Below are 26,567 nucleotides of genomic sequence, written 5' to 3'. Positions count from 1 at the left end.
AACTGTACGGAGGGCTGGCGTGAGCAGCAGAAAACAAGGCCCGTAGCCCCACTTCTTGGAGCTACGGGTGGACCGGTTTTGTGCGGGATAAAGCGTCAATGCCTTCTGCTCACGCGTGCGATATAGCGAAACCAAATCCCCGAGCGCATCGAAAGGTAGATCCATCTACGCCGGCCCCCCCTAATTGGGCACCGTCCCCGTCTGCGCTCTAATCGCCGGTGCTCCGACCACCTGGAGTTCCGTGCCGTTGTGACCAAGTGGCCGCTATTGGCTTGGTCATCGATGCCGTGACCGTGAGATCATTGCTTGCTGCGCAGTGTCCAATGCTGGCAGGTAAGGCGAGATGCTGTGTGATCTGATGTTCGCAGACGTCGAGCGGCGCTTTAATAGGTAGTGTCCCGAGGCGGGGCGTAGCTGATCGGTAGTCATCGGCGGATTTCCGGTAAGGTCTGGTTGCTTCCCCCAACCCTGCACCGGAAGGACCACCGATGACTGAATGGATGATGAACCTGCTCACGCTGGTAAAGAAGACCCCGAAGCCGATATTCTGCGCGAGATGATTGGCTTTGCGGCTGAACGGCCCGTGGAACTGGAAGTGGGTGCCGCCACCGGCGCCGGCTATGGCGAGAAGAGCACCGAGCGGCAGGTTAACGCAATGGCTACCGTGAACGAGACTGGGAGACCCGGACCGGCACCGTCGAGCTGCTCATAGGCAGCTACTTCCCTGACTTTCTGGAGCCACGCCGCATGGCTGAGAAGGCGCCCGACGGCGGCGATCCAGGAGGCCTACATCTAGGTAATTTCGACCCGCTCGATAGACGACTTCGTCAAAGCCATCAGTGGCATCTCCAAAAGCCAGGTGAGCCGGCTGTGCGAGGAGATCGACGGCAAGGTCAAGGTCTTCCTCGATCGTCCTATCGAAGGGGACTGGCCCTGCTTTTGGATCGGCGCCACTTACCTCAAGGTGCGCCGGGGTGGCCGTATTGTCTCGGTGGCGGCCATCATGGCCGTAGGCGTCAACGCTGATGGTCGGCGTGAAATACTGGGCAATGGAATCGGCCCCTCGGAAGCTGAGGCGATCTGGACCGAGTTTCTGCGCAAGCTCACCCGTCGCGGTCTGCGTGGGGCGAAGCTGGTGATCTCCGACGCCATGAAGGCATCAAGGCAGCTGTCACTAGGGTCTGTGCGCCACCTGGCAACGCTGCCGGGTGCACTTCATGCGCAATGTTCTAGCACATGCTGGCAAGAGCGGCCGCCGGGTCGCCAGTGCCTTCCTCGCCGTGGCCTTCGCCCAGGAGACACCTGAGGCAGCCAATGCCAAATGGCGCGCCGTGCCGACCAGGCGGGGTAGAGGGACCATGTCCGGCGATTGACTTGTTCTTCGGGTTGTCGGTGCAGGGATTCTTCGACCATGGTGGCCCAAGCTTGTCGAAGTAGACCTTGCTGCCGTGCTGATTGGCATAGAAGAACACCGCTGCCGGGCGTTCACTCGGCCCCGGCCATATTTTAGGCACCCAACCAAATGTGCAGCTCGAGAAATGGTTGAAACCAGTCACGTTCTGCTTCCTGAGCTATGTAGCCTATGCAGCCGCCCCAATGATTTCAATGTAACCAATCAGCTCGGCCGCATAACTTGCGTCGCCGATCACCGCACCTTTGTGCTTCAGTTCCCTTTGAAGACTGGGTTCAACAGCTCTTGCAAACAGCTCCAGCCGTTCTGCCGGTAGGAAGCTCGGCTGGGTCGGGGGAGCATGCATGTACTTATCAAATTGGCGCTCAATCGCGGGGACGCGCGTGCCGTCTTCTCTCACGGCGATAGGTTGGACAATAACTCGGCGCTCGCCCTTGTCAGCTGAGGTGTCCACCTTCCAAAGGGAAAGCAGAACAGGGGACTCCACTTCCCCCAGCACAGCTATACCGATGTCTTCAGGAGGCAGATTCCGGCAGCGTTCCAGCTCCTCCCGCACAATATCATGGTCTAAGCCCATCAGATCCAAACCGTCGCGGCTGGTGGCTGCATCCCGGCTTACCGTGAAGAGAGCCCGACGCATCCCACTGCTCGTCACCAGCTCGAAAGTGTCATCGTCCAGCTTAACGAGCTTCTGATGATTGCCAGCTACGGCGGCTGTGAGAAAGCGCGTCAGCCGATCCAAACTGGACGATACATCCGAAAATGGTTTGTAGTCGTCCAGGCTGAAGCCTTCCAGATCCTGGAATAGGTCAAACACTACCTGCCGGGCTTCGCGGGAATTCGACAGCGCGGCTTCAAGTTCGACGTTCGTCCGCTTCAGCTCGGGATCGGATAGTGCTTCTTGGTACAGACGGTCGTAATTCAGCCGTTCTGATAGCTGCCCAAGAACCTGTGCCCTCAGGTCCTCAGCAACATTGCCTTGATCATCCACTTTCCCGAGCGTGCGCGCGATCTCGGTCAGCTTCTCGTCAAGAAGCATGAAAATACGCCCCTCAATGGTGTCCGAGAGCACCAGGTTGTAGACTTGAGCAGTATGGTTCTGCCCATAGCGATGGATTCGCCCAATGCGTTGCTCGATATCCATCGGATTCCACGGCAAATCGAAGTTGAACAGTATGCGGGCGAATTGAAGGTTTATGCCTTCACGGCCTGCAGCAGTGCAGACCAGCACACGAGGTCCGTCTTTTTGACGGAAACGCCGCTCCGCAGCCAGCTTTGCTCCGTGGTCACCGCCCCTGAGCACAACTACCCCTTGCCCGGGGTACATCTGTTCGATTTCCTGCGCGATCAGATCCACAGAACCCAGGTAAGTGGCGAAGATGACTATCTTCTCCTTAGGATTCTGACGCCATAAATGCCCCAGCCCATCAAGCAGCTTCTGCGCTTTAGTCTCCCGATGCTGAGGGAAGGCGCTTAGAAGATGGCGGATGCGCAAGCGTTCTTCAGGGAGATGTAGATCGACGGCTGCTGAGGCAGCTTCCTCAGCGTGAGCGGAAGAATACTCGCTACTATATGGCTCTGCTGCCAACTCCAGCGCCTCATCGTCCAGCTTCTTCACCAAACGGTATTTGAGGTCAGCCAGGACTCTGTCCACCTCGCTGCGGCCAATGCTGTCGTGCGGCAAGCCTAAGTCTTGATGGATTTGGGCACGTGCCTCGTCCATCAGGCTTTCGCGAGCTTCTATATCGAGTTCTTTGTCACGAAGCAGCGCTTCGTGCAGGGTCAGCATAAGCAGACGGCGCTTGAGGGTGCGTCGAACGGCGGCGAAGCTGGATGCAGCAATCTTCTGGAAGATCGCCATCAGAAAACCCAGGGCTTGCCCCTTGCTACCCTGCCGCTTTGCAAGGTCGAATCCTTCCTCAAGATACTTGCGCAGCTCGTCGTAGAATAGGCGCTCTTCCTGGTTCATCAGGAAGGATTCGGTGTGTACCCAGCGGCGTGCGAAAAGCGCAGAACCGTCCGGCTTGCAGGCGTCTGCTTTAGTACGCCTGAACATCACGGTATTCAGGCGGTGTCGGTTTTCGACCATCTCCTCAGGACTGCTGAATAGTGTCGGGTTGAGAAGCTGGACCAGCATCCAAAATTGGAAGTGATTGCCCTGGTGCGGAGTGGCCGACAGCAGCATCAAGTCACGTGAGTGATCCTTCAGTGCCTCGGCCAGCTTGTAATTTTCGGTCTTCCTGACCTTCCCGCCTATGCGGTAGGCTGTCAGGTGATGTGCCTCGTCAAAGACCACCAAGTCCCACCGAGGAGCGTCCAGCAGACGCCGAATGCGAGACGAGCGCTTCAAGGTATCGATGCTGGCGATCAGGCGATCGTGCTTGGCGAATGCGTTCGTTTTTCGATCGGTGATGTCCCCCTCGGAGCCAAACACCTCGAATCCCAGGTTGAAGACCTCGTTGAGCTCCTGGTGCCAGTTGTTCACTAGGCCGGCGGGCACAACTATCAGGGCACGATCCAGTTCGCCTCTACTCGCAAGCTCCCGCAAAATGAGGGCGGTCTCGATCGTCTTGCCCAGCCCAACTTCATCAGCGATCAAAAAGCGCCTGGGCGAAGCTGTCGCAACCCGGTGGGTCAGCACTACCTGATGAGGTAGCAGGTCGATCTTCGCAGAGGTGAGCGCAGAAGCGCTTTCGAGGATGGGGAGTGCGTGGGCCTCATATGACAACCAGGCATTCCGAGATCGGTCAACGCCGCTACCAACCGCGCCTAGGATGCGCGAGGTACGGGAGATCTCACGGCGTACAGAAGCTCCAGGTACCCGGCGTTCGCCTACACCGAAAAAGGCCCGAATGTAGCCTTCACGCGCCGGTTCTAGGACTACGCCTTGGCCGAAGTCAGGATGAGTGATCCGGTCGCCAGGGTACCAGTGGATTTCTGATTCCGTAACGGCCATCACGTAATCCGTAAGTGGAACAAACCGGCGGGTTTGCTGCCCTCCTTTAGAAGTATCTCTCGAGGATAACCGTTAGGCTTCCCCCAAAGAAGGCGGCCGAAGTCTAACTGCGTACCACGATAAGGGACCTCGCATGACCACGTCACCGCGTCGGTAGCGGTGTTGGTGGAGAGGCGTGCGTTCCCTAATGGCAACCAAAAAACGAGCGCGGCTTGCCCTTCATAGAAGGACTGGAACGAAAGAATGGCGCCTTTGATGGTACTACCCAGCCATGCTTCTCCATCCTGAGGGGTCAGCAGGTCCAGTCCTGCTTCCAACCCTGCGACAACGAGAGTGCGGCCTTCATTGCTCGGCAGATCGTCTGGCCAATTGTCGCTCGTCCGCAGGAACTGTCGCAAACTATATACTTCGGACGCAGTGCAGACATGGTTGCGAGCCTCCTCGTCCCAAATCCAACTGGTCCCTTGCCGCTGCCAACCTGTGTCTAGGAGCTGCCTCACGAAATATAATCCTCAAATAGGGAACCTTGGACAGGTCTTGGAGCTTGGCTCGCTGACCAGGCGTTGAAGATAGAGACTGCGCGTGAAGCGGCGTTTCGGGAATCTTGATGTGGGCTGTTGCGGTGTAGCCATTCCAAGAGGGGCTTCAATGCGACGTGAGGTTTGAAGTTCTCGTTCCTCAGAGTATCCGAAGCATTGATGCCGCTACCGTCGAAGCAGGCGCCGATCAACACTAAAGCCTGGTCGAGGTCCGAGGTGAGACCCCGACGATGTTTTCCTGACCACTCTCGAGCAAATTCCAACGGCTCCCTGCGGATGAATACCTTGTTTTTCTCCACGCACCAACCTCGCTGCACGAATTCATCGGGGGTGATGATTGAGCCCCTTAAGAATTTCTGAAGTTGATCGCGTTGCAGATCAACGGCATTGCCAAATGTACGCAAGAATTGACGGGTTATGGGCTCTGCGTTGCCAGGCAACGGCTCTTTGCCTTTGTCCGCATCATCATCGATGAGCTGGTTGATGCCAATCAATGCGTCCTTCACTGACATCGTACGCCCCTCATCCACAAACACTTTACCGTAGTGTCGCGAAAAATACTCCAAGGCCTTTCCACGCCGAATGACCTGAAGGTCAGCCGCAGGCAGACCGGCCCGGGCGTGGTTTTCTAACATGCCTTGCAGCTGACGAACGTCAGCAAGCACCTCACGGCGCATCCGGCCCCAGCTAACTGGCTTGGATTCCTCAGTGCGTTTGCGGCAGACGTGAATGATGTCGTACTCCACCTTTTGCGAACCATATTGACCATCGCCTTTGGTTTCATCGCCTCTTACAGGAAACGTTGCCTCAAGTATAAATCCTGCATCAAACAAACTCTCAAGGACATCAATCCAGGGTTCGTCCTGGCTATGATGAAACGTGAAGGCTAGAATGCCACCAGCCTTGAGTTTCTTTTTAACAGCTCCCCAACAACTGGTAAGAAGTCGTCTATAAAATTCGTCAGGGCCCTCAGGATTCCTAGCTCTGTTCGAAACAACTTCTAAATCTTTCGGAGTTTGCGCTCCTCCGAAAACCTCTGGATAAGTATCCTTCAGAAGAGGGCGGAGCCAGACGTAGAAAAAGTCCGACCATTCAGCATATTGCATAAGATCTCCGAAAGGAGGATCAGTTATGCACAGATCTAGTTGCTCATCCTTCAGGAAATCAAGGTCCGTCGACGATCCGCAATATATGTTCACACCGTCGGGATTTACTCTGTCACCGATGTAGGCCTTTTCGCTCTTTCCAGAAACTCCATCTATGTCCAGAGTGTCGTTGGCGACAAGCTCCCAGGGCTTCCGTGCCCACTCGACGGTTTCAATTATCTTTTCGCAGCATGAGGTCCAATTGCCACGCCCATCCTCACCAAAGAAACTATTCTCGACAGGCATTGCCTTTGGTCGGAAATTGTTCTTGGCAAATTGTGGCTCCAGCTTATCAGCCTGAACGTTCCAAATCGTCATCATGCATTGATTTCTCAGATATTGCTGGAATGCAGATATAACTAAATCAACAGCAGCGTCGGAATATTTTCCACGGCTCTCATGAATAGATTTGGACAGTATTGTAAGGCATAACAACTGGCGATGATTAAACATTGTGTGCCAATGAGTGTAGCCATGCCTGCGAACTGACCAGAAATCGGCTTCTAATCCGTACGGTAGTTCTTCCCTCGGCCAGAAGGCGGAAAGATCTTGGTCCTTGCGCTCTTCCCATTCCTTTTCTGCTGCATTCAAGGAATTTGTGTCCGCGACTGAGGAAAAGAATCTGCCTCCATAAAGCTTGGATTCTTCTCTCCTCTTAGGCGACATGCCTTGGAAGGCAATTGCTTGATAAGGAGCAGTCTTGTTAGTCCGAGATGTGCTGTCCAGAACATCTTGAACGAATCCGCAATGTGCGCACGCGAAGTTGGACTTCTTCGGGACACTACCACCACCTTCATCTGTCCTGAATCGTTTCTTGGTTTCAGGGCATTCGACCCAGATAGGCGTCACCGTTTGTATTTTGACAGCACCTGTCTGAGCGTTAGTTGTCTTGATTGTCTCCTTTCCACGAACTTCAAGCAGTCTCATAGACTTTGCCCGGTCGCGGTTCCAGCTTGACGTCGTATCTGCAGCGTCCTGAGCTGCCCCCCCGTAAGGCACGCCGTATTGGTCATAACTGGAGCTTCCAGATAGCCAATCAGGATCCACGACCAGCGCCAGCTCTACTTTCTTATTTTTGGCTTTGCTTAGCTTGATCATCGAAGCGTCGCCGCAGGAAGGGCAGACAACACGCCCCCTTGGGTCGAGGACCGCGTAGGGTTTTTCATCAGGCGCGACGTAAAGGGGAACGTCAGGTGCCATCCGCGCTTCCGTCATTTCGATATCGAAATCGGTACTACACGAGGCACAGACGTGCTCCCAACTCTTCACACTAAGAGTCTTCACTGCCATGACTGGCGTAGTCATAATTGGCGTACGATGCCCGCACCCTGTTACCTGACAGTGGCCGTGCTTGGACCAGAAGGTGTAGATGATCTCAGGTCCGTAATAGCTGTAGTCCTTCCGCTCGTTCGGCTTCAGAGCTAACGGATCGAAATCCACGCCCATTGTTTTGCCTGAGGGCTTGTGCGTCCAGGTGCCCTTCTCGCCTTCCGGACCGTCGCAGTAGTAGAACGGCATGATCTGCGGCCTCACCTCGGCCTCAATGTCAGCCAATAGGCGCTTGACTTCGTCGAGATCGACATCGGCAAGTTCCTGCTTCACTACAAACCAGGCCACAGGGTTCAGATCGTTCCCAGACATTTGCATGCCGAGCCGCGAGCCCTCGACCAGCGTAGTGCCTCCACCCATAAAGATGTCGGCTACGTTAAGGTGCTTGAAAGCACCCTTTTTATGGTGGTTGGCGTAATAGTTGTCCCAAACCAGCTTAGCAGCATGCGATGGATCTTCTGGTGCCTTGGTCGCGGCTGCGATCAGCATTGAGCGGAACACGCTTGATCGCCGCCGTGCCCACCATTTTGACATCTGATAGATCGGCTTGCCTGCATTACCCTCAATCGCAGCGACCTGGTTCACGGGCAGGATTGGAAAATCTACCTCAAGGCAGGTTTTTGGCCTATTCGGATCGCTGAAATCTACGGTATCCATGGCAACGGCTTTGCCGGCGCCCACCGCCCTAGCTACTTCTTGTGCGATCTTTTCTTTTTTGGTGGCCATCTGCCGCAATCCTTATTTGGTCAGCTCGACGAACGGGGAGAGCACCTCAAGGAGAGACAAACCGCCATGAGTGAGCGTCGGGTAACCGCCCGCGCTGCGCCATTTCCTTCGGCCTAGGGCCAGCAGGTGCGCTCCGTGTGGGCTGTTGATCTGCAATGCTACGGGCGGAACAAACGGACCTGTGTCACCAGCCCCCGCGCTGCTACGCCCGCTGGAAAAAGTCTGTTTCAGGAATTGGCTGACTTCGCCGTCCGCATCGGGAAAGTGACCCGTTGCCGCATAGCCGTGGTCCGAAGTAATAGCCAACCTCCGCCCGGTGGCGAGTCGCTCGACGAAATCCCAGAACTCGTCGCTGGTCAGCCGCTCGGCCACGTCCTTCGTCAACTGCTCTAGTCCATGCCCTGCACCAGAGCCGTCATGCAGCTTAGCGTCAGGCCAATGATGCCAAAAGATCTGGTTGGGAGCGTTGCCGACCAGGGCTTCACAGTCCTTCCATGGAAGGTCCAGCGCCTCGGTCTGAGATGGCTGCAACTTATGAGATGAGCCGCCGCCATTGTTCTGCAGCTTGCTGCGCCCTGCCATGCCAAGCGCATGAGCGAACTGATCAGTTTCTCCTGGAAGCTCCGAGGCGCTGGCGCTGACTTCGTGAAGAGTGAAGCCACGGTCCGTGGCGCCCTGCATAAGCCACGGCAACTCACGTAAAGACAGGCCGTCGAGAATGAGTACCGCTTTCGCGCTGTATGGTTCAGCCCACCAGCGAACTAAACGATCCGAGGTACGTTCCACGGCGTCGCCAAAATCTTGCCAGAGGTCCCAGCTGCTGGAAGAAAGGCAGTGATCAAGCGTGCCAATCTCTCGATCTCGTTTGATCACCTCGCTTGCCGCGTTTTCCACGATCAGCGGCTTGGACGTAATCTCGAGAGCGGTGCTGATGATTTGGCGCCAAGCTTCAACAGGAGAGCTTATGGTCAGGGTATCGAGCAGGACGCGATCAAGAGGCATCAGTTCTCTTCCTTCTCGAGGCTAAGCTCAAAGGTCATTCCATCGGGAAGTTTCTTCAGGAGCTCTTTCAGCTGCGCGCCGCTGGCAGCCGTTATCTTGATGGAAACATCTGCCAACTGCGTTCCTGGGTTGATGCCCCAACTCTCAAGCTTGCCTATCAAGTTTAAAGGTGACGTGGGGGGATTGCTGTAGGGAGCGCGCGGCTTGGAACCGCCCGAATTGCCGCCAATGAAGATCCCACCCCCTGGCGTTGCAGGTGGTGATGGTTTCTCCACAACGACGTCCTGCCCACCAGGATGAGTCGGCGGCCATGTGCCCCCCGAGACGTCTCCTGATCCAACATTTGGAGGGGGCGTGGGTACAGCTCCTCCGGTTGTTGGGACAGCAGATGGCTCCAGGAGAAGGATCTCGTCCAGCTGTCGTCCGGTGTAGGGCAATTTTGGCCGCAAGCGCTTCCATGCAGCGTCTTCGTCTTCGCCAGCTTGGGTCTGCAAATATTCAAGGCCGCGCACATTGAGCGCTATTCTGCCACGGGAGCAGAGGCCAAGGACCTTCTCCTTCATCACGGTTTCGCCGAGCCAAGGTACGCAATCTTGCCCTGCAGGCCGGGGCTCCTGCAGTTCACGCAGCAGCTTGCCAACCGAAGAACTTTCTGCCGCGGCCGCAACCACGAGTTCCTCGAAATCTTCTGGAACGAAAAGATCCCTTGAGAGCGTATCTTCGATCGCCTCAGGGATCTGGGTTCCCTGCTTCTTGAGACTCTCAACACTGAAAAGGCATTGGTTCGGGTCGGCGAAATTCCACCGATGAAGCACTGCAAACCGGTCAAACCGCTTCTTGAGGTTGTCGCGGAGGCTGGTTTCGAACTCCTTCTGAAGCTTTTTGTACTCGGGGCTTTGCTCGCTCCACTCCTTGGCCTTCATGTCGGCCCGCGCGAGTATCACCAGATCCCGATCCAGGAATGAATTCGTCGAACCAGCTGTGGGAAGCAGGAAGCGCACGGTGTTCCTTCGCTTCTGGAGGTGATCTTTGAGCCACTTCCCAAGTTGCTGGTCCAGTTTTTCTGGCTCTTCTGGAAGTACCAAAATGGGCAGCCGATTGTCCCACACATCGGGACGTTCAGCTTCTTCCAATGCCGACCAGGGATCGTGCTGCCACGACCGTGGGAGGGCGATCACTCTGAAGCTTTTCGCTACCTCTTGGCTCCCGCCGATCACATAACGTATCTGGTTGGCTAAGTGGCTCTGGTCCGCGCCGTCTGCGAAAAGCTTGTCGTTGCGAACGCAAGCCATCAGTTTGGCGCGTGGATTCTCTTCTTCTCGGAAAACCAGGCGAGCGCCGTCCTGGTGGATGTTGAAGCTGTTCTCGACAATGGTGGCGAGTTCGACTTGGAAGGCGTTGTCATCGATGGCCTTTCCGCGGGTGATGTCGATCTGCAAAGTGGCATCGTCTGCACCTGCGAGATTACCGACAGCAATGGAGCGGAGCCACAGCGCCCCCACCAACTCCTGCAAATGAGTAACAGTGGATCGATCGTAAACCGCTTCAGTTACTGAGATGACGTTCTGCTGGGCCTTCTCGCGCAGGGTGCGATGATGCTCGTTGGACACCGAGTCCAGTAGAGCGCCAATTCCGGAGGCGTCGTCGTCGAGACGGAAGTCTGCCGCTGTAAGCACAGGCGCCAGTTCCCCACGACTTTTGTAGAGATTGGCCAGGATGCGGATCATATCGCGCGTTTCCTGAGCGTCGGTGGCTACCAAAACCTGCTCTTCAAGAAGTCGAAGGAGGTGGGGAGCAAAGGGCCAGGACTCGGTAAACTCCTTGCGCTTGCGCTCTTGCTCCGCAGGCGGCACGGCGAGAAGGCGGAAATATTCCGATACGTGCGTCGCTAGAACAGTGTCGATTGCAGAGCTGGAGATTTGAAGACGATTGTCGAATAAGCGGTGAAGCAGCATCCGCCGGCGGTCTTGCTGAATCTGTTCGGCATTGCCGCCAGCTTTGAAATCTATGGCTACAGGATTAACCCGATGTACCTGCTGGTACGCGTCGCTGCCGCCATGACGGACGGAGATCACCAAAACAAGGAGATCCGGCCGCTCTTTTGCGATCTCGGACAAGATCTGTATGAAATTGAACGCCCAATTTCGCCAAGGATACTGCTTGGTGTTGGTCACACCATCGAACCAAGTCTGAAATTCGTCCAAGAGCAGCATAGTAGGAGAGTGCTCAAGCAGCTCAAGGATGAGCTTGTCGGAGGGAACATCAGTGCCCATTCCCTCCCATTTCCCCCTGATGTACGACCCGTGCGGATGGCGCTCGAATAGAAGATCCCAGAGGAATTTGTACCGCTGCCGATGGAGGCTCTCCCCAACAACGAGCATCGGGTCACGCAGAGCGATCTTGCCGATGCTTGGATCTCCCAAGGTAGTGGCCCAGGATTGCAGCCAAGCACTGGTTGAGGTGGAGTCATTTATGGTGTGGTACAGCGCGGCCAATAGGTGTGACTTACCCAAGCCACGATCACCAATAACGACTATTGGGCGACCCTGATCTGGCCCGACGGCTTCTATAGCCTTCAGCAGGTCATGCGTTGGGTAGGTGATACCAAGAAATTCCTTGGCCGCGATCTGAGTAGCGCCAGTGTTGTTCTCGTTGGCGAGCTCAATTGCCGTCCCTTTAAGGCGTTTGCCACGGAACTCTTCTCGTAGGTTCAACCCAAGCATCTACTCATGCCCTCCAGAGGATTTGTCGTTCGCACGACCTTCGAGCCATTTGCGAGTGGCTTCTTCCACAATTTCATAAGCGTTACGGTCCTCGTCGACCGCGGCTTTCTTCAATTCCTTGATCAAGCCCGCGTCCATGTAGACCAGCAAAGATCTACGACCATCTGCTCGGTCACGAATGGGTTTCAAGGGCGAATTGTCAGGCATAAGCTCTCTGCACGCTAGATAGCTAAAGAGCTTCATCGCTCGATAGGTCAAAGTGTCACGAGTTTGTTTACTTGGCAATCCCGAGCGGGGCCAGCTCTTGGCGCTGGGAATTCAGGATGCCGGCCAACTGCGGGACCTGGAGCCCGAGCGGGCGCGCGGCATCATGACCGTAGTAGGGCAGAAGATCGTCCACGAGCTCAATGGCCGTTCCTGCATGGACATAGAGACGGTGGCGCCGCAGCGCCAGGGATGCGCGGTCACCCGCAGCTTCGGGCAGCGCGTGACCAGCAAGGTCGAAATGGAGCAGGCGGTTGCGGGCTACGCCACTCGCCTCGGCGAAAAACTGCGGCGCTACGGCCTTGCCACCGACCACGTGACAGTCTTCATTCACACCAGCCAGTTCAACGATGGCGAGCCTCAGCGTAATGTCTGCATGACCATCGACGTCCCAGAGGCAACCAACGATACCATGCAGTTGATCAAGGCCGCCAGACGTGCCGTCGATGGCCTATGGAAATCCGGGTTCCGGTATTCCAAGGCCGGCATCCTGACCCAGAACCTGGCGACGCCCGGATCGGCGTAGAAATCGCCGTTGGACAGCTTGGATCACGATAAGGCGGCCAAGGTGATGGCGGCCATGGACGAGGCCAATCGCCGGTGGGGCCGCGCAACTGTTGTACCGGCTGCTGTCGGCTTCTCGAGCAAATCGGCTTTCTCGACCAGGTTCGAGATGCGATCAGCCCGATATACGACGCGGTGGGACGAGCTGCCCAAAGTTCGCTGAGATGCAGCCGGGATCGTATGCCTTCTCGCACCGTTGAACATCGCCGACCGCTTGCCAAGCGACAATCGTGCCAGCGCCTAAACGGCACTTTTGCTGCCCTATGTGAGATCGAGGGCAATGACATGGAGCCGGAATGGCACGCCGAGCCAATGCGGAGGCGCAAAGCTGCGTTCACGGCGAATGCGATCGTTACAAAGTAGCGCACGTAACGCCGTTACAAAAAACTCTTTAAACCGCTGATATTTCTTAGCTAACAACAATTCAATCCTGTCCGGCAGCACCAGTTTTCTTCCCCTACATCACAGATCTTCGCCGTGACTCGGCCCCTGCCGAATCAGGGGCGGACCAAGTCCAGTTCCTTGCCCAGGCGTTCCATGGCGGCTGCGAGCCGGTCATGGGCCGGGATGGCGCCGACGGCCGTCGTGAGCATCAGCTGCTGGATGTGATTGTCGTTATAAAGGCTGATCATGAAGTCCTCGACGGGGAGCGCCTCGACCGCTTCGGCCGGCACGGCGACCGGGAGCAGTTCGAGGCGTGGGCCGTCCGGCTGTAGCGCCACCAGGGTGAAGATATCGGCCAAGGCCGGCGCGCTGGAGCGCAGCCAGGCGCGATAGGAGGGAAGATCGGGGGCGCCATGCGGCAATGGCGCGCCCGCCTCGATGCAGGCGTCCCAGATCCGGTCGGGCACATGATCGAGCAGCACCGCGACCAGCCAGGCCTTGCGCAACGACAGGCGTGCGCATTGGCTTGCGGCGAAGTCGCGCTGCAGCAGGTGCCAGTGGGCGGCGAGCTGCTCCCGCGCTCCACTCGGCGCGGGTATGGCGCCCCCGTTGCTCACTGCAAATGCTGCGCAAAAAAATCCAGCGTTCGCTGCCACGCCGTTGCGGCGCTGGCCGCGTCATAGCTGGACTGCCGCTCATCGTTGAAAAAGCCGTGCCCCGCTGGATACAAATATACCGGCACCTGCGGATAGCGGGCGCGCAACTGCTCGATTTGCTCGAGAGGGATGCCGGTGTCGCGATCGCCAAAATGCATTTCGATGGGGATGGTGGGCGCCAGATCAATGTAATTGGGGATGCCGCCGCCATAAAAACCGGAGGCCGCGGCAAGCCCGAGCCCCGCATGCGCGGCGCGCCAGGTCACCATGCCGCCAAAGCAATAGCCGGTGATGCCGACCTTGCCCGCTTCCTTTGCCACCTCAACGGCGGCGGCCACATCGGCAAGACCCTGCTCCGGGCGGAAGTTGCCAAAGAAGGCCCGCGACTTGGCGAATTGCTCGGGGCCGTAATCGTTGACCTCGAAGCCGGGGGCCCAGCGATCCTGCATGGCCGGTGCCACGGCAAGGTAACCCTGCGCCGCAAAGCGGTCGCACACGGCGCGGATATGATGGTTGAGGCCAAAGATCTCCTGGATCACTACGACGCCGCCTTTGGCGGGCCCTTCGGGATCAGCCCGGTAACCCGCAATGCGCGCGCCGTCGCTCGCCGTCAGTTCAATGGTTTGGCCCACAATATCACTCCCTTGCCTCGCCCGTGGCGCAATGTCGGCCAGATGCAGCCGGCGGCGTTGTTGCACTCAACGCGTGAGCCGGCGATTGGAGCCCTTCGTTGCTGGCGTGGAAACATGGGGCCCCCCTCGCGTTAAGAGGGTTAACGGAGCAAGGAGGCTGCAATGTCAAACCAACACACCGCGCGTGGGCGCGCCCAGGACCGGGCACGCGTTGCTGGCGGGCAGGACCATGAGGTTCGTTATGAAGCCCGCAAGGAAGGCGTTTCCCAAGAGGAAGTGAAGGAAGCCGTTCAGGAAGTCGGCAATAGCCGCAAAAAGGTCGAGCAGAAGCTCGAAAAGGGCAACTAGCCCCGCTAGAAGGGCCGCACCAAGGGCAAGGACCCGACCTCCCGCGCCACTATTCGGAGCACTCCCTAAGCGTTTGAACGCTTGTGCGGAGCGCTGCCTGCAATAGTGCTGCTGCGGGAGACCGCGCCATGCCGAGCATCGTTTATCTCGTTCCCAACCTGGCCGATCCGGCGGTGGCACGCCGCATTACCATGTTGCGCGCGGGCGGCGCAACGGTTTCCGTTGCCGGCTTTCTGCGCGGCGGCGCGGTAGTGCCCGAGCTCCATGTGCGGCATTGCGTTTGCCTCGGGCACACTTTTGACGCCCGGTTTACGCAACGCATCGCAGCCGTCCTCCGCGGCTTGCTGCGGATCACCAGCCGCTTGGCGAACTGGCCCAGGCCGGACCTGATCATTGCCCGCAATCTCGAAATGCTGCCCTTGGCGCGGCGGCTGCAAAACCGATGGGCCCGGCAGCCCCAGCTGGTTTATGAATGCCTCGACATCCATCGTTTGCTGCTGCGCCAGGACTGGCTCGGGCGCAGCTTGCGCGCGGCGGAGCGGCACTGGTCGAGCACTGCAGCGCTGCTGATCACGAGTTCTCCCGGCTTTCTGCGCCATTATTTCGATGCGCAGAGCAGTCTTCCCTCCCTGCTCCTCGAAAACAAGGTGCTGCTGACCCAGGGCGCCATCCCCCCAGCCCCGCGTACAATGCGCCCGAATGGGGTGATCAGGATCGGCTGGTTCGGTGCGCTACGCTGCCAGCGCTCGCTGGATGCGCTCGCCGCCCTAAGCGATCGCTGCAACGGCAGGGTGGAGGTCGTGCTTCGCGGCCGGCCCGCGCTGAGCGAATTTCGCGATTTCTTCGCGCAGATTGCCGGGCACCCCCATCTGCGCTTTCTTGGGCCCTACAGTGCTGCCGAGCTGCCCCAGATTTATGCCGAGGTGGATGCAAGCTGGACGATCGATTTCTTCGAGGAAGGCCAGAACTCGGCCTGGCTGCTGCCCAACCGGCTTTATGAAGGCTGCCTGTTTGGCGCCATTCCCATTGCCGTGGCCGGCACGGAAACGGCCGGTTATCTCCAGCGTCACGGCCTCGGCGTCGTTGTGCCCGATATTGCAGCCGCGACCCTCGACAATATGGTGGCCCAACTGACGCCCGAGCGGATGGAGAGGCTGGCGGCTGCTGTTGCGCACGCGGAGCCCACCCAGTTCGCCCATGGAGCCGAAGACTGCCGCGCGCTAGTAGCGAGGCTGGCGAGCCTTGGCAGCGGCAAGACGCAGGTAGCGGGGGTGCTGGCGTGAGCGAGGCTGTAGCGCAAGTCCCCGCCGCAGATAGCCCACCATTCGCTTCAACAAGCGTCGATATCTGTGTTTGCACCTTCCAGCGGCCCCACCTGGCCCAAACACTGGGTTCGATCGCCGCGATCGAAGCCGCCGATGCCAAGATTCGCGTGCTGGTCGCCGACAATGACGCGGTCGCATCGGCAGCGTCCCTGGTGGAGGCGCAGCGCGCCGATTTTCCCTTTTCCCTGCTCTACCTTCATGTCCCCTCGGCCAATATCTCGCTGGCGCGCAATGCCTGCCTCGAGCACGCCGATGCCGATTTCGTCGCCTTTGTGGATGATGATGAACTGGTCTCGCCGAGCTGGTTGAAAGCGCTTCTGGACACTGCCCGGCAGACCCAGGCCGATGTGGTGCTAGGCCCAGTGCGAGCGCTTTACGAGCCTTCGGTGCCCGCCTGGCAGCGCGTGGGTGATTTTCATTCCACCCTGCCGGTTCAAACCGGGGGCGGGATCCGCACCGGCTATACTTGCAACGTCCTGCTGCGCTGCACCGCTGCCGTCAAGTCGATGCGCTTTGACCTGGGCTTGGGGCAAACGGGTGGCGAAGATACCGAGTTCTTTTACCGCCTCACCGACGCGGGCGGCCACATTGCCTTTGCGCCCGAGGCCTGGGTCTATGAGCCCGTTCCGGCAAGCCGCACCGGCCTAGGCTGGCTCGTCCGGCGCCGCTTTCGCTCCGGGCAGACCTATGGAGCGCGGCTGCTCGCAACCGGCGAGAACCGGTTGCGAGCGGTAGCGCTCGCCAGCGCCAAGGCGGCGTTGTGCTTGGGACTTACCCTCGCAACAGCGTGGTCGCCCATAGCTTGGCGCAAGAACCTGCTACGGGGCGTGCTGCATCTGGGCGTCGTGGGAGGCCTTTTCGGCACCAGACAGGCCCGTCACTACGGCGCCTGAGAAGGCCAATGCGAGACCATCTCCTCACCCGCTCGCCTTTACTCAGTTCAAGTATCCGCAACTTCACCAATACTCTAAGTAGTTGTACTATTCATATGCAGAAAACAACGTAATGAACTTGGTTGACCAGAATTACGCATAGACCGTATGCGTTCTTGGCATTGTTTATCTTCCTCATTCATGTTTTGTTAACTCGCGGCTTGGGACGCATATTACCCTGCCTTCGAGGATTACTTTCTGCCTGGTGCCAACAGCGCGTTCATTCCGCCTTGGGCGAGATGGGCCGCCGGTGGAGCACGCCACGGAAGCAATCCGGACTGGGGTCGCGTCGGTATGGTTGAGGCAAGGCACGAATGTCGCTGGTCAATTCTGATGTTTCCCGAATTCCGTCGTTCTCGGAACTGCCGCGCGGGGGCAAGCTGAAGCGCAGTTTCGATATAGGCGCGGCCGCCATCCTGCTGTTCCTGGCGCTGCCGGCCATGCTCATCATTGCAATGATGATCGCCACCTGGGATCCTGGTCCCGTGTTGTTCGCCCATGAGCGGATCGGCTATAAGGGGCGGCGCTTCCGCTGTCTCAAATTCCGCTCCATGGTGGTCAACTCCTCCGAGGTGCTTGCCCGCCATCTGGAGGCCTCGCCGGGGGCCCGAGCCGAATGGAACGCCAGCCAAAAGCTTTGCGCTGACCCCCGCATCACGCCGCTCGGTCAATTCCTGCGGATCACCAGCCTCGATGAGCTGCCGCAACTGATCAATGTGCTCAAGGGCGAGATGAGCCTTGTCGGGCCGCGGCCGATCGTTCAGGCCGAAGTGCCCCGTTATGCCGACGCCATCTCGGCCTATTGGAGCGCCAGGCCGGGGATCACCGGGCTTTGGCAGGTCAGCGGCCGCAGCGATCTGGACTATAACAGCCGCGTGGCGCTCGACGAGCACTATGTCCACACCTGGTCGATGCCCAACGATCTCAGCATTTTGCTGCGCACGCTCGTCGTCGTGCTCGTGCGCAAGGGCAGCCGGTGAGTTTCGGGGGCCTCCGGCCCAGCGAGCGGGACCTTCGGTGACCGGGCACCTTGTGCAATTGGGGTGTGAGCCGCTGGTCAGCGTCGTCATGGCCAATCACTGCGGCGCACCCTTTCTGGCCACTGCGATCCAATCGGTGCTCGGCCAGAGTCATGCCAAGCTGGAACTGATCGTGGTGGATGATGCCTCTTGTGACAACAGCGTCGAGATCATCCGCTCCCTTGCCGCGAGCGATGCTCGGCTCAGGCTGCTTGCCCTCCCACAGAATTGCGGGCCGGCAGCCGCACGCAATGCGGGTCTCGACGCAGCACAGGGCGAATGGGTTGCCGTTGTGGATGCCGATGACCTGATCGAGCCCGACCGACTGGCGCAATTGCTGCACTTGGCCCGTGCCTTTCAGGCCGACATTGTCGCCGACGACCTTGCTTTCTTTATGGAGGGAGCAGCGCCGCATCACCGCTTGCTCGGCGGCCTGGAACTGTCGGAACCAACCACCATCACGCCCGAAATGCTGATCACGGAACGCGCGGCGGCGCGCGGAGCCAGCGTCCAGTTCGGCTATCTCAAGCCGATGATACGGCGCCAGTTCGCCAAAACCGCGCGCTACAACGAACAGCTGCGCATTGGTGAGGACTACGAACTGCTGCTGCGTCTGGTGCTGGAGGGTGCAAGGCTTTGCGTCACGCCGCAGAGCTTTTATCATTACCGGCGGCATAGCGCGTCGCTCTCGCATCGGCTGTCGACCGATACTGCGCGCGCCATGCTGCAGAGCCATGATGACCTTGCGCGAGTTTACGCTGCAAGATCTCCCGGCATCCGGGCTGCCTTTGAGCGCCGGCGCCAGATATTGAGCGAGCAACTGGCCTACGAACACTTGGTCGAGGCACTCAAGCAGCGCCGGTTCGTCCCCGCCGCCAATGCGGTGCTGCGCCAACCCGCTCTCCTCCGCCACCTGGCTGTTTCTGTGCGCGAACGGCTCGCCCGAAGGGGACACCGATCGTCCTATTCGGTTGAGTTGTCGCCATGACGCTCGCAGTCCATTCCCCTCGCGCTCTCAGCCTTGGCTGGCAGATGCGCCTCAATCTCGCCGCCCTGTTGAGCGCGATCTGCCTCGGCGCCCTGCAACTCGATCCGCTGCTGGGTAGCCGGGCCATCCTCCTGTTCCTTGGCTGCGGCGCCGTGTTGGTGCTTAGCAATGTGCAGCACAACATCCAGGGCCTCCTGCGCTTCTGGCTTATTCTGCTGCTGCCGCTTTATTGCCTGGCATCGACCTTGTGGTCCGAAGCGCCCCCGGACTCCTTTCGCGGTGCCATCCAGCTTTGGTTGACGGTCATCATTGCCATCACCATTGCCGTTCGGGTGCCGCCGCGCTCTGCCCTGCGTGCGATCTTTGTCGTGATGTTCCTCACCATGATCGCCAGCGTGTTGTTTGGCCGCGTGCGCGCCGATATAGGCGCCTGGGTCGGCATTTTTGGCAGCAAGAATGCCTTTGCCGCCGCGGTGTCCGTCTTCCTCCTGGCGTCTCTCGCCACCCTGGGCGACCGGGCGGGCTCAGCGCTGGAACGCTGGAGCGGGCTTGCCGGGCTGCTGCTCGCTTTGCCCCTGATCGGGCTGGCCCAATCGGCCGGGGCCATCATCGTGGTTGTGCCGGGAGCAGCCTTGATCATGATTGTGCAGCTCATGCGCTGGTTCGCTCCGACGCACCGGGTGGTGCTTGCCGCCGCCCTCCTCATGCTCGCTGCCGCCATGTCCCTGCTGATCGCCGCATACTGGAGCGAGATCATGCAGCTCGTGCTCGAGAGTTCGGGCAAGGACGTCACCCTGACCGGCCGCACCGAGCTTTGGACGGTTGCGCTCGATTTCATCAGCCAACGGCCATGGTTCGGCATGGGTTTTCGGGCCTTCTGGCTGCATGGCTTTGCGCCTGCCGAAGCCTTGTGGGCCCAGTTCGGCATCGGCAGCCGCAGTGGCTTCAATTTTCACAACACCTACCTGTCCAATGCCGTCGAGATCGGCATTGTCGGCGTCGCTCTCCAGGTGATGCTGCTGGCAACGGCCTTCATCCTCACCCTGCGCTGGAGCCTGCGCGCGCCCTCTGCCGCCAACGCGTTCTTTGCCGGTTACCTGACCATGATCCTTTGCACCTCCATGGTTGAGGTGCAGGTGTTCTACCAGTTCAGCTTCCAAACCGTGGTGGTGCTGCTGGCCCTGGTTTACGCCATCCGCGCCGCGTCTCAAATTCCCCGCCGCAGCCCTCTGCGTTACAGCAGGTAACGCACCCCCTGCCTCACCGGCTCACGCGGCGGTTGCCCGGTCGCAAGTTTGTCGCGAACAATGCCACCGGCCACCGCCGCCCAGGCGGGCCCGCTCAACCCCAGTTGGCGGCAGGCTGCCGCAAGGCCCTGCTGCCGCCGGGTATCGAGAAAGCGGCGGAGCTCGAACTTGGCCCGCGTTTGGCGCAGATGCACGAGCAGGGCGCTGCGGGCCGCTTGCGGCAGGTTGGGATCGCGCAGCAGCGCCGCGTCCACCTCAACCAATTGCTGCAGATCAACGGTGCGATGGCGCCCACTCAAGCTATCGGCTCGCACCAGCGCCCGATACCCGCAAGAACGCACCACCGCAAAGCGGGCGCCGCGGGCCAGCAAACGAGCATAAAGGTCATAATCTTCACCCAGCCGCAACGCGGGGTTGTAGAGGCAGCCGCTGCGCAGCAGCGTTTCGCGCCGCAGCACAGGCTTGAGGAACCCATACTCTCCCCGGTCCACCCCCGCCCGCGCCAGATTGCCGGCCACGAACGCCGCCAGACCTAGATAGAACGGCTCCCCGATCGAACGTTCGGGGAGGACGACCTCAGGATCGGCCACAAAGGCGATGTCGTCGGCCAGCAGATCCCACGCCCCTTTGAACTGCGCCAGGCGCTCGAAGCGGCCGGGCAAAAAGGCGTCATCGGCATCCAGAATGGCAATGAACGGTTCGTCGCTGCTCTGGATGGCGAGGTTGCGGGCATAAGCCGGCCCCCGGTTCTGCTCGAGCCGCAATACCGTAACCCGATCCGTCCCCGCCCCTTCCCGCCGGGCGAGTTCACCAGTGGCATCGCGTGAGCCATCATCCACCACGACGACGCGCCGCACTTCCGGCTCCGCCAGTGCCGAGCGCACCGCGCGCCCGATGGTTGCGGCAGCATCCTTGGCCGCAATGATCACGCAGACGCCGCCGGCCAGGCCCCCGCCTCGCTGGCTCGCATTGGCCTCACGCGTGCTGTCGCTCACGGGCAAGCACCTCAGCAGGTGATCGATTGGGGGAACAAGCAGCGCTCCCCAGGGGCCGTATAGCCCACCCAGTCCACTTCCATGGTCAGGGGAGCGCCGGGGTCCTGGAACTTGCCCATCCAGTCGCTCAGCGTTTCGGTAGACCACAGGCTGAAATAAAGCTTTTGCTGATGCTCGGGGGTCGGTGCCGGCTCCCCTAATTCATGCACCGGCGCGCCGTTGACGTAATAGCGCACCCGCCCTGGCTCCCACACAAAGGCATAATCGATAAACGCCTTGTCGGCCGGCTGCGGCAGCAGCGGGGTGGCCAGTTCCACGCCCTTGCCACCGACATAGCCACCGGCCTGCACCCGCGCGGGGTCCTTGAGCAGGATTTCAAAGTCGATCTCGTCATGCACCTCGCCGATGGGCGGGCCGCCATAGGTGAAAAAGGCCGCGTTCAGCCCCGGCGCCTCCGACGGGGTCTTGAGCCGGGCTTCATAGGTGCCATAGCTGAACCGGGCATGGCTTTGCAGTTCCCCGCAGCGATAGAGCCGGTTGGCGGCCGGATTGCGGGAAAACCCCACCTGCAGCACGCCCCCGGCTACCGCGATCTCGTTCTTGGACCAGCCGCAGCTTTGGTGATTGCCATTGCTCCAGCCATCGGAGGCGAACCAGCGCTCGGGGTCCAACCTGTCGAAATCATCGAAAAAGCTCCCGCCCAGCTCGCGCTCCTCGGCGTGAACGCCGCCAAGGGCAAAACAGGAGGCCAGCAACATCACCGTCACCGTTTGGGCAAGCATGGTGCCACCTCCGAATTGATGCGTCATGGGCTCGCAACCCTGATGGAGCGGGTGACCCGGATCACGTCGCCGGGCTGCAGTTCACTGGTTTCGGTGCCCGCGGTTTCGCTGCCGGCCCGAACAATGGAATAGCTATAGGCGACCAGCTCATCCCCTTCGGCCTGCAGCGCGGCGCCCAAAATTATGGCGTCCGTGATCAGCGCTTGCTGGGTATTAAGCTGCACATTGAGCTCGTCGATTTGCCCATCCACCTGCTGCAGCTCAGCCGTGAGCTCGGCCGTGCGATCATTGTCAAGCGCGGCAAGGTTTCGGTCGGTATCGCTGATGCTTTGCTGGGCGCGCAGAATGGCGGTGCCAATATCGAGCATCCGGGTTTCGAGTTCCGCCACATTCTGCTCAATGGCGGACACCCGCGTATTGGCGGCAAGGCCATCGCTGGCCAGCGACTTGATATTGCCCAGCTCACGGCGGGCAATCTCGAGTTGCCGCTCCACCGTCGCCTGCTTTTGCGCCAGCGTTGTCAGCTCGCGATTGAGCAGGTTGATCAGCTCCCGCAGCGATGCCGCCTGCGCCTGCGCCCGGCTGGCATTGGCGCGTAGGATCGCCTGCTCTACCGCCACCACGGCGGCCCCATCCGCCACCGCGCTCAGTTCGGACGGGACCGGCACCTGGCTTTCCCCATCCAGTTCGGCGGTGAGGCGCGCGCGCCGCGCCAGCAGGCGCTGCAGCTTGCCGCGGGCCACTTCCGCGCTGCCACTGGCGCTGATCAGGTCCCGTTCACCCCGCAGCAGGGCGTCGGTAGAAATGCGCTCGCCGCCTGCCAGGCTTACCGCCTTGATGACATTGAGCCCCGGGGTGAAGGGAAACTGCCCCGGCGCCTGCACATCGCCGGTCACAAAGACAGGGGCATAGGCGATGATCCCGACGGTGACATCGGGCGCGATATTGAGCCCGAAAACCTGCTGCAGCCCCTTGCTGATCTCCCCGCCCAGTTCGGCCGGCGACTTTCCCGCCGCCGCAGCCTCGCCCAGAAACGGCACTGGCACCGAGCCGTTGGGGCCGATCGACGCTTCTCCGGCCAGTGCGGTCCATTCCCGGAATTCGCCGGCGCTGGGCAACCACTCCACCACCTTGATGGCAATGCGATCCGAGACACTAAGCCGATAATCGCCGGCCTTGGCCTGCACCGAACTCGTCAGCGCCAAAATTGCGGCAAGCAGCGCCGTTCGAGCAAAGCTGCGGCTGTTCAGTGGCATGGTCGTCACCGGAATAATTTCCTTGTCGCCACAGCTGCGCGCCTCATTGTTGCAACACCAATCTGGCCTATCAGAAGCACCCATGGAGCACAGCACCGGACTTATACTTACATCGCGCCAATATTAGCCCGCAGCTCACCCACAGATCTAAGATCCAGATCATGCTCCAGTGCGGCAATTGCTTGCCCGATGCGCTGCACGCCCTCGGGAACCTGCAGCATGCGCACCTTGCCAGCGCTGGCGAGGGCGGCAGCGCGCCCGAAATAGGACGCCATGCTGGGACCAAACCCTGCTTCGCCAAAGCGCGCCATGTAAGCGTAGCGCAGCAGCGCCGTGAGCCCTTCGCCGGGCTCCACCATCGTCACCCCCGCCGTGTCACCGCGCCCGAGCACATAAAGGCGGCTGAGCGGCGCTGCTTCGGCCGAGAATCCTGTTGTAAGGCCATATTGCGACTTGGCAATCGCCGGGTGTAGCTGGCCTCCCTCGCGCAAGGGTAGCGGCGCCAGGCCTGCAACGGCTTCATCCCAAAGCTTGAGTTGGCCGTAGGCTGGCAGGATTTCGATCCGGTTGCCGCCGGTAAAGGCCAGCGCCACCACATCATCGGAAAGCAGCGTATAGCCGGCGGCGACCAGGGCTGCGGCGGTGGTTGACTTGCCGGCGCCCTTGTCGCCCAGCAAGGCAATGCCGTGCCCACCGAGCGTAGCGGCGCTGGCATGCAGAACCAGCAGGCCGCGCCGATGCAGCAGCGTTGCCATCACCGAACCCAAAAGCGGCAATGCCACCAGGGCATCGCTTACCCCCGCATTGGGATCGACCTCGATCAGGTCGGCCCTGCGGATGCGAAACGCACCGACCGTTTCCCAAGCGAGGTACTGCATTGCCGGCCCGAACTCGGCCACCGCACCGGGCTCGCGACGCCGCGGATGATCTATCGCGGTCCGGCTGATCGTGAGGTCGACCCTGCCGACCGGCGCAGCGGGCAGCTGCGGCATCTCGATCTCGGACAACACCGTCAGTCCAAACAGGCGATAGCGAAAGCCCGGCTCGAGAGCAGATCCGCTCATGAGGTAGCCGCCCGGCTCTGCAGCCAAAGCGACAGGAACAATGCGCGCCACAGCCCGAAGAGCTCACCAGCGTCGAGCCGAAGCGGGTCGGCACGGAGGCGCGCAATAGTCGACCGCACCTGGTCCATGTTCAGGAACAGGCTGACCCCGAAGCTGTCGCCGTCCAACGCGTCGAGCTCCCCTCCATGATGCTTGACGAGGCCAAGCCGCAGTTCGGAGCTGAAATCGGTCTTGTCACGCCGCCACTGCACCTGCGGCGGCAGGATGTCCTGCATGGCGCGGCGCAGCACGCTGCGCGACCACCCATCGCGCAGGATTTCGCTCGGTGGCAGGCTCAGCGCGTAGCACACCAGGCGGCGGTCAAAGAAGGGAAAGCGCAGTTCCACCCCGGCAAGCGCGGCGGCGCGATCCAGCGCCTCAAAACTTTGCCCCACCGCAGGGGACGACACGTTCCAGCGGTGCAGGCTGTCCTCATCCGCATGGGCGGTCCGCAGCGCCTGCCGCCACTCGGCATGGCGATCGGCAAGGCAGATGCGCTTCGCCAAGTCGGCCGCGACAAAGGCGGTGGGCCCCACGGCACCGGTCTCGGGCGGCCGCAATGCCGACCAAAGCCTCTGCGCCCTCCCCGCCAGCCGGCGCCCCGGCCCATAAGCCGCAAAATAGCGCAGGAACACGCGACTGGGACTATCGTTGAACGTCGCCGCAACGCCACGCAACTCACCATAGAGTGCACCCCACCGACCCGCCTGCGCCAGCTCCGCCAGCCGGCCATAGCCATGGGAGATCACCTCGTCGCCACCATGGCCGTCCAGCAGCACGGTGGCGCCCAGTTCCTTTGCGGTTTTGAACAAGCGCAGCATCTTGCCCGAACCTGGGGCAAACAGCAGATCCGCATCACGAAGCGCCAGTTGGGAAACCCCCTGCAAGGGCGCCAGATCGTCGAAGGGAACAAAACTCGGCTGGAGCGGATAAGCGGCGAGCACGGCATCGACGTAGCGGCGCTCGCTGAGCTCGGGCGTGGCGGGATAGTCGAACGACAGGGTGCGCAGGCTCACGCCCGGGCGCAGGCGTGCCGCAGTCGCCACGACCGAAGATGAATCGAGGCCGCCGCTCAACATGGCCCCCATCGCCGGCGCGCCGCGCAGCCGAGCCCGGACGGCTTGCTGCAACAGGTCGCGGACGGCTTCAGGAGGTGAAAGACCTGCGTCGGGAGCTGCCTGCGCTCTCCAATAGCGCCGCGTCACCAGTTCGCCGTCCTTGAGCTGCAGCCAATGGCCGGGCAGCAGGCGCCGTACCTGGCTTAAGGCGGTGGCGGCGGGATCATCCACAAAACCGGCAATGAAGCTGGCGACGCGATGCTCGTTGACCCCGTCGTCGTCGCAAATCAGGGCTCCAGGATCGGAACCGAAGGAAAACCCGCCGCCACTTTGCGCGTAAAACAGCGGCTTCACACCCCATTGGTCTCGCGCACAGAACAGGGTCTGTGACCCCTTGTCCCAAAGGGCGAAGGCGAAATCCCCGAGCAAGCGGCTGCAGCAATCGGGGCCCCAGTGGCGATAAGCCAGGCTAACCAGCGCAATATCGCTGGCGCTGCGCTCATCGGCGCCAAGCAGGTCAGCAAGTTCCGCCCGGTTGTCGAGCCGGATATCGGCAAGCCCGACGATCCCCGTCTCGGCCGCCGCGAAGTTGCTTTCAACAAAGCCCGTGCTGTGGCGATGTGCGTGCCTGAGATAAACCCGGCCCCCGCTCCAACTCCCCTGCCCGTCGGGCCCGCGCATATGCAAGGCTCGGCTTTGGCGATCCAGCCACTCGGGACGTGCCACCCGGCTATGCTCGGCCAGCAGGAGGCCAGCAATGCCGCTCATTTTCTGCCAGCACAGAATTGTGCGATTGGGGCGAAAGCGGCGACTTGCTGCCGCGAACCCCCGAGCTGCACCTGCCCGGCGACGCTGACCCAGGCATGGGCGGCAAATTCGCCCCGCTCGTTGTGCCGGACGCCGATCTTGAGTTCGGAAGGAACGCCGCGCCGGTGCAGCAGGATCTGGTAGGACAGCCCCTGGGTCAGGCAACTGGCTCCGGGAACAAGTCGCGCCGCGTTGCGAACGACCCGGGCGATGCGTGGCACATCCGCCCTCGCCGCCGACTCTTGCCGATCAGGGCCGAGAAACTTGTGCTGCAGCTGTTGCAACGAGGAAAAGCTGAGACCAAGGCGAACCTGGAGCAACAGGATGATGGCCTCCGCCAGCAGACGGTAGTCCGCGGCGCGCAACCGTCTCAATC

General features: G+C 60.3%; 20 protein-coding genes and 1 pseudogene. 8 read left to right on the top strand and 13 right to left on the bottom strand.

Going from position 1 to position 26,567, the window contains the following annotated elements:
• Window positions 1–488: 488 nt before the first annotated feature.
• Window positions 489–1,334: pseudogene (locus HRQ64_RS05360) on the top strand (IS256 family transposase); the annotation flags it as partial.
• Between the two features lie 246 nt (window positions 1,335–1,580).
• Here the strand turns inward: HRQ64_RS05360 and HRQ64_RS05355 are convergent.
• The 5 genes from HRQ64_RS05355 to HRQ64_RS05335 form a co-directional block, all read right to left on the bottom strand.
• The gene (locus tag HRQ64_RS05355) at window positions 1,581–4,367 is read right to left on the bottom strand and encodes an SNF2-related protein (RefSeq protein ID WP_172122495.1); all 2,787 of its coding nucleotides are present in this window, start codon (window positions 4,365–4,367) and stop codon (window positions 1,581–1,583) included.
• 496 nt (window positions 4,368–4,863) lie between these two features.
• The gene (locus HRQ64_RS05350; protein WP_172122494.1) at window positions 4,864–8,106 is read right to left on the bottom strand and encodes a DUF1156 domain-containing protein; all 3,243 of its coding nucleotides are present in this window, start codon (window positions 8,104–8,106) and stop codon (window positions 4,864–4,866) included.
• A gap of 12 nt (window positions 8,107–8,118) precedes the next feature.
• A complete protein-coding gene (locus HRQ64_RS05345; protein WP_172122493.1) occupies window positions 8,119–9,108 on the bottom strand; it encodes a hypothetical protein in 990 nt (329 codons plus the stop codon).
• The gene (locus HRQ64_RS05340) at window positions 9,108–11,831 is read right to left on the bottom strand and encodes a DUF499 domain-containing protein (protein ID WP_172122492.1); all 2,724 of its coding nucleotides are present in this window, start codon (window positions 11,829–11,831) and stop codon (window positions 9,108–9,110) included. The genes HRQ64_RS05345 and HRQ64_RS05340 overlap by 1 nt, the downstream gene beginning before the upstream one ends.
• The gene (locus HRQ64_RS05335; RefSeq protein WP_172122491.1) at window positions 11,832–12,038 is read right to left on the bottom strand and encodes a hypothetical protein; all 207 of its coding nucleotides are present in this window, start codon (window positions 12,036–12,038) and stop codon (window positions 11,832–11,834) included.
• A gap of 97 nt (window positions 12,039–12,135) precedes the next feature.
• Between HRQ64_RS05335 and HRQ64_RS05330 the strand changes: the two genes are divergently transcribed.
• Window positions 12,136–12,621: a hypothetical protein gene (locus tag HRQ64_RS05330; protein ID WP_172122490.1), complete on the top strand. Its 486-nt coding sequence runs from the start codon at window positions 12,136–12,138 to the stop codon at window positions 12,619–12,621.
• Between the two features lie 535 nt (window positions 12,622–13,156).
• Here the strand turns inward: HRQ64_RS05330 and HRQ64_RS05320 are convergent.
• Together HRQ64_RS05320 and HRQ64_RS05315 are read right to left on the bottom strand one after the other, a co-directional pair.
• Window positions 13,157–13,660: a hypothetical protein gene (locus HRQ64_RS05320; protein ID WP_172122488.1), complete on the bottom strand. Its 504-nt coding sequence runs from the start codon at window positions 13,658–13,660 to the stop codon at window positions 13,157–13,159.
• Window positions 13,657–14,331, bottom strand: a complete 675-nt coding sequence (locus HRQ64_RS05315; RefSeq protein ID WP_127752082.1) for a dienelactone hydrolase family protein — start codon at window positions 14,329–14,331, stop codon at window positions 13,657–13,659. The genes HRQ64_RS05320 and HRQ64_RS05315 overlap by 4 nt, the downstream gene beginning before the upstream one ends.
• Before the next feature lie 162 nt (window positions 14,332–14,493).
• Here HRQ64_RS05315 and HRQ64_RS05310 point away from each other — a divergent pair, with 162 nt between their 5' ends.
• From HRQ64_RS05310 to HRQ64_RS05285, 6 genes are all read left to right on the top strand, one after another.
• The gene (locus HRQ64_RS05310) at window positions 14,494–14,679 is read left to right on the top strand and encodes a DUF3606 domain-containing protein (RefSeq protein WP_127752081.1); all 186 of its coding nucleotides are present in this window, start codon (window positions 14,494–14,496) and stop codon (window positions 14,677–14,679) included.
• Window positions 14,680–14,807: 128 nt separating this feature from the next.
• Window positions 14,808–15,962 carry a glycosyl transferase family 1 gene (locus HRQ64_RS05305; RefSeq protein WP_172122487.1) on the top strand — a complete coding sequence of 385 codons (1,155 nt, stop codon included), beginning with the start codon at window positions 14,808–14,810 and terminating at the stop codon, window positions 15,960–15,962.
• On the top strand, window positions 15,959–16,897 hold the full coding sequence (locus HRQ64_RS05300; RefSeq protein ID WP_172122486.1) for a glycosyltransferase: 939 nt from the start codon (window positions 15,959–15,961) through the stop codon (window positions 16,895–16,897). The genes HRQ64_RS05305 and HRQ64_RS05300 overlap by 4 nt, the downstream gene beginning before the upstream one ends.
• 353 nt (window positions 16,898–17,250) lie before the next feature.
• Window positions 17,251–17,916, top strand: coding sequence for a sugar transferase (locus HRQ64_RS05295; protein ID WP_172122485.1), 666 nt, complete (start codon window positions 17,251–17,253; stop codon window positions 17,914–17,916).
• Between the two features lie 37 nt (window positions 17,917–17,953).
• Window positions 17,954–18,943 (top strand): glycosyltransferase family 2 protein, encoded by a 990-nt coding sequence (locus tag HRQ64_RS05290; RefSeq protein ID WP_172122484.1) that lies wholly within the window; start codon window positions 17,954–17,956, stop codon window positions 18,941–18,943.
• Entirely contained in the window at window positions 18,940–20,190 is a 1,251-nt protein-coding gene (locus tag HRQ64_RS05285; protein WP_172122483.1) for an O-antigen ligase family protein, read from the top strand. The genes HRQ64_RS05290 and HRQ64_RS05285 overlap by 4 nt, the downstream gene beginning before the upstream one ends.
• Here the strand turns inward: HRQ64_RS05285 and HRQ64_RS05280 are convergent.
• From HRQ64_RS05280 to HRQ64_RS05255, 6 genes are all read right to left on the bottom strand, one after another.
• Complete coding sequence (locus HRQ64_RS05280) at window positions 20,178–21,185, bottom strand: glycosyltransferase family 2 protein (RefSeq protein WP_349236673.1); 1,008 nt, start codon at window positions 21,183–21,185, stop codon at window positions 20,178–20,180. The two genes, HRQ64_RS05285 and HRQ64_RS05280, sit on opposite strands and share 13 nt — an antisense overlap.
• A gap of 11 nt (window positions 21,186–21,196) precedes the next feature.
• Window positions 21,197–21,967, bottom strand: a complete 771-nt coding sequence (locus tag HRQ64_RS05275; RefSeq protein WP_172122482.1) for a family 16 glycosylhydrolase — start codon at window positions 21,965–21,967, stop codon at window positions 21,197–21,199.
• A 23-nt stretch (window positions 21,968–21,990) separates the two neighbouring features.
• A complete protein-coding gene (locus HRQ64_RS05270) occupies window positions 21,991–23,223 on the bottom strand; it encodes a polysaccharide biosynthesis/export family protein (RefSeq protein WP_248308239.1) in 1,233 nt (410 codons plus the stop codon).
• A gap of 107 nt (window positions 23,224–23,330) precedes the next feature.
• Window positions 23,331–24,287, bottom strand: coding sequence for a serine kinase (locus tag HRQ64_RS05265; protein WP_172122480.1), 957 nt, complete (start codon window positions 24,285–24,287; stop codon window positions 23,331–23,333).
• Window positions 24,284–26,152 (bottom strand): asparagine synthase-related protein, encoded by a 1,869-nt coding sequence (locus tag HRQ64_RS05260; protein ID WP_172122479.1) that lies wholly within the window; start codon window positions 26,150–26,152, stop codon window positions 24,284–24,286. The genes HRQ64_RS05265 and HRQ64_RS05260 overlap by 4 nt, the downstream gene beginning before the upstream one ends.
• Window positions 26,149–26,565, bottom strand: coding sequence for a lasso peptide biosynthesis B2 protein (locus HRQ64_RS05255; protein WP_172122478.1), 417 nt, complete (start codon window positions 26,563–26,565; stop codon window positions 26,149–26,151). Before HRQ64_RS05255 ends, HRQ64_RS05260 begins: the two co-directional genes overlap by 4 nt.
• Window positions 26,566–26,567 lie beyond the last annotated feature (2 nt).

The sequence above is a fragment of the Devosia sp. 919 genome (assembly GCF_013185965.1).
Taxonomy (GTDB): Bacteria; Pseudomonadota; Alphaproteobacteria; order Rhizobiales; family Devosiaceae; genus Devosia.
The sequence above is the reverse complement of the archived record's forward strand: the minus strand, read 5'-3'. Positions and strand labels throughout refer to the sequence as shown.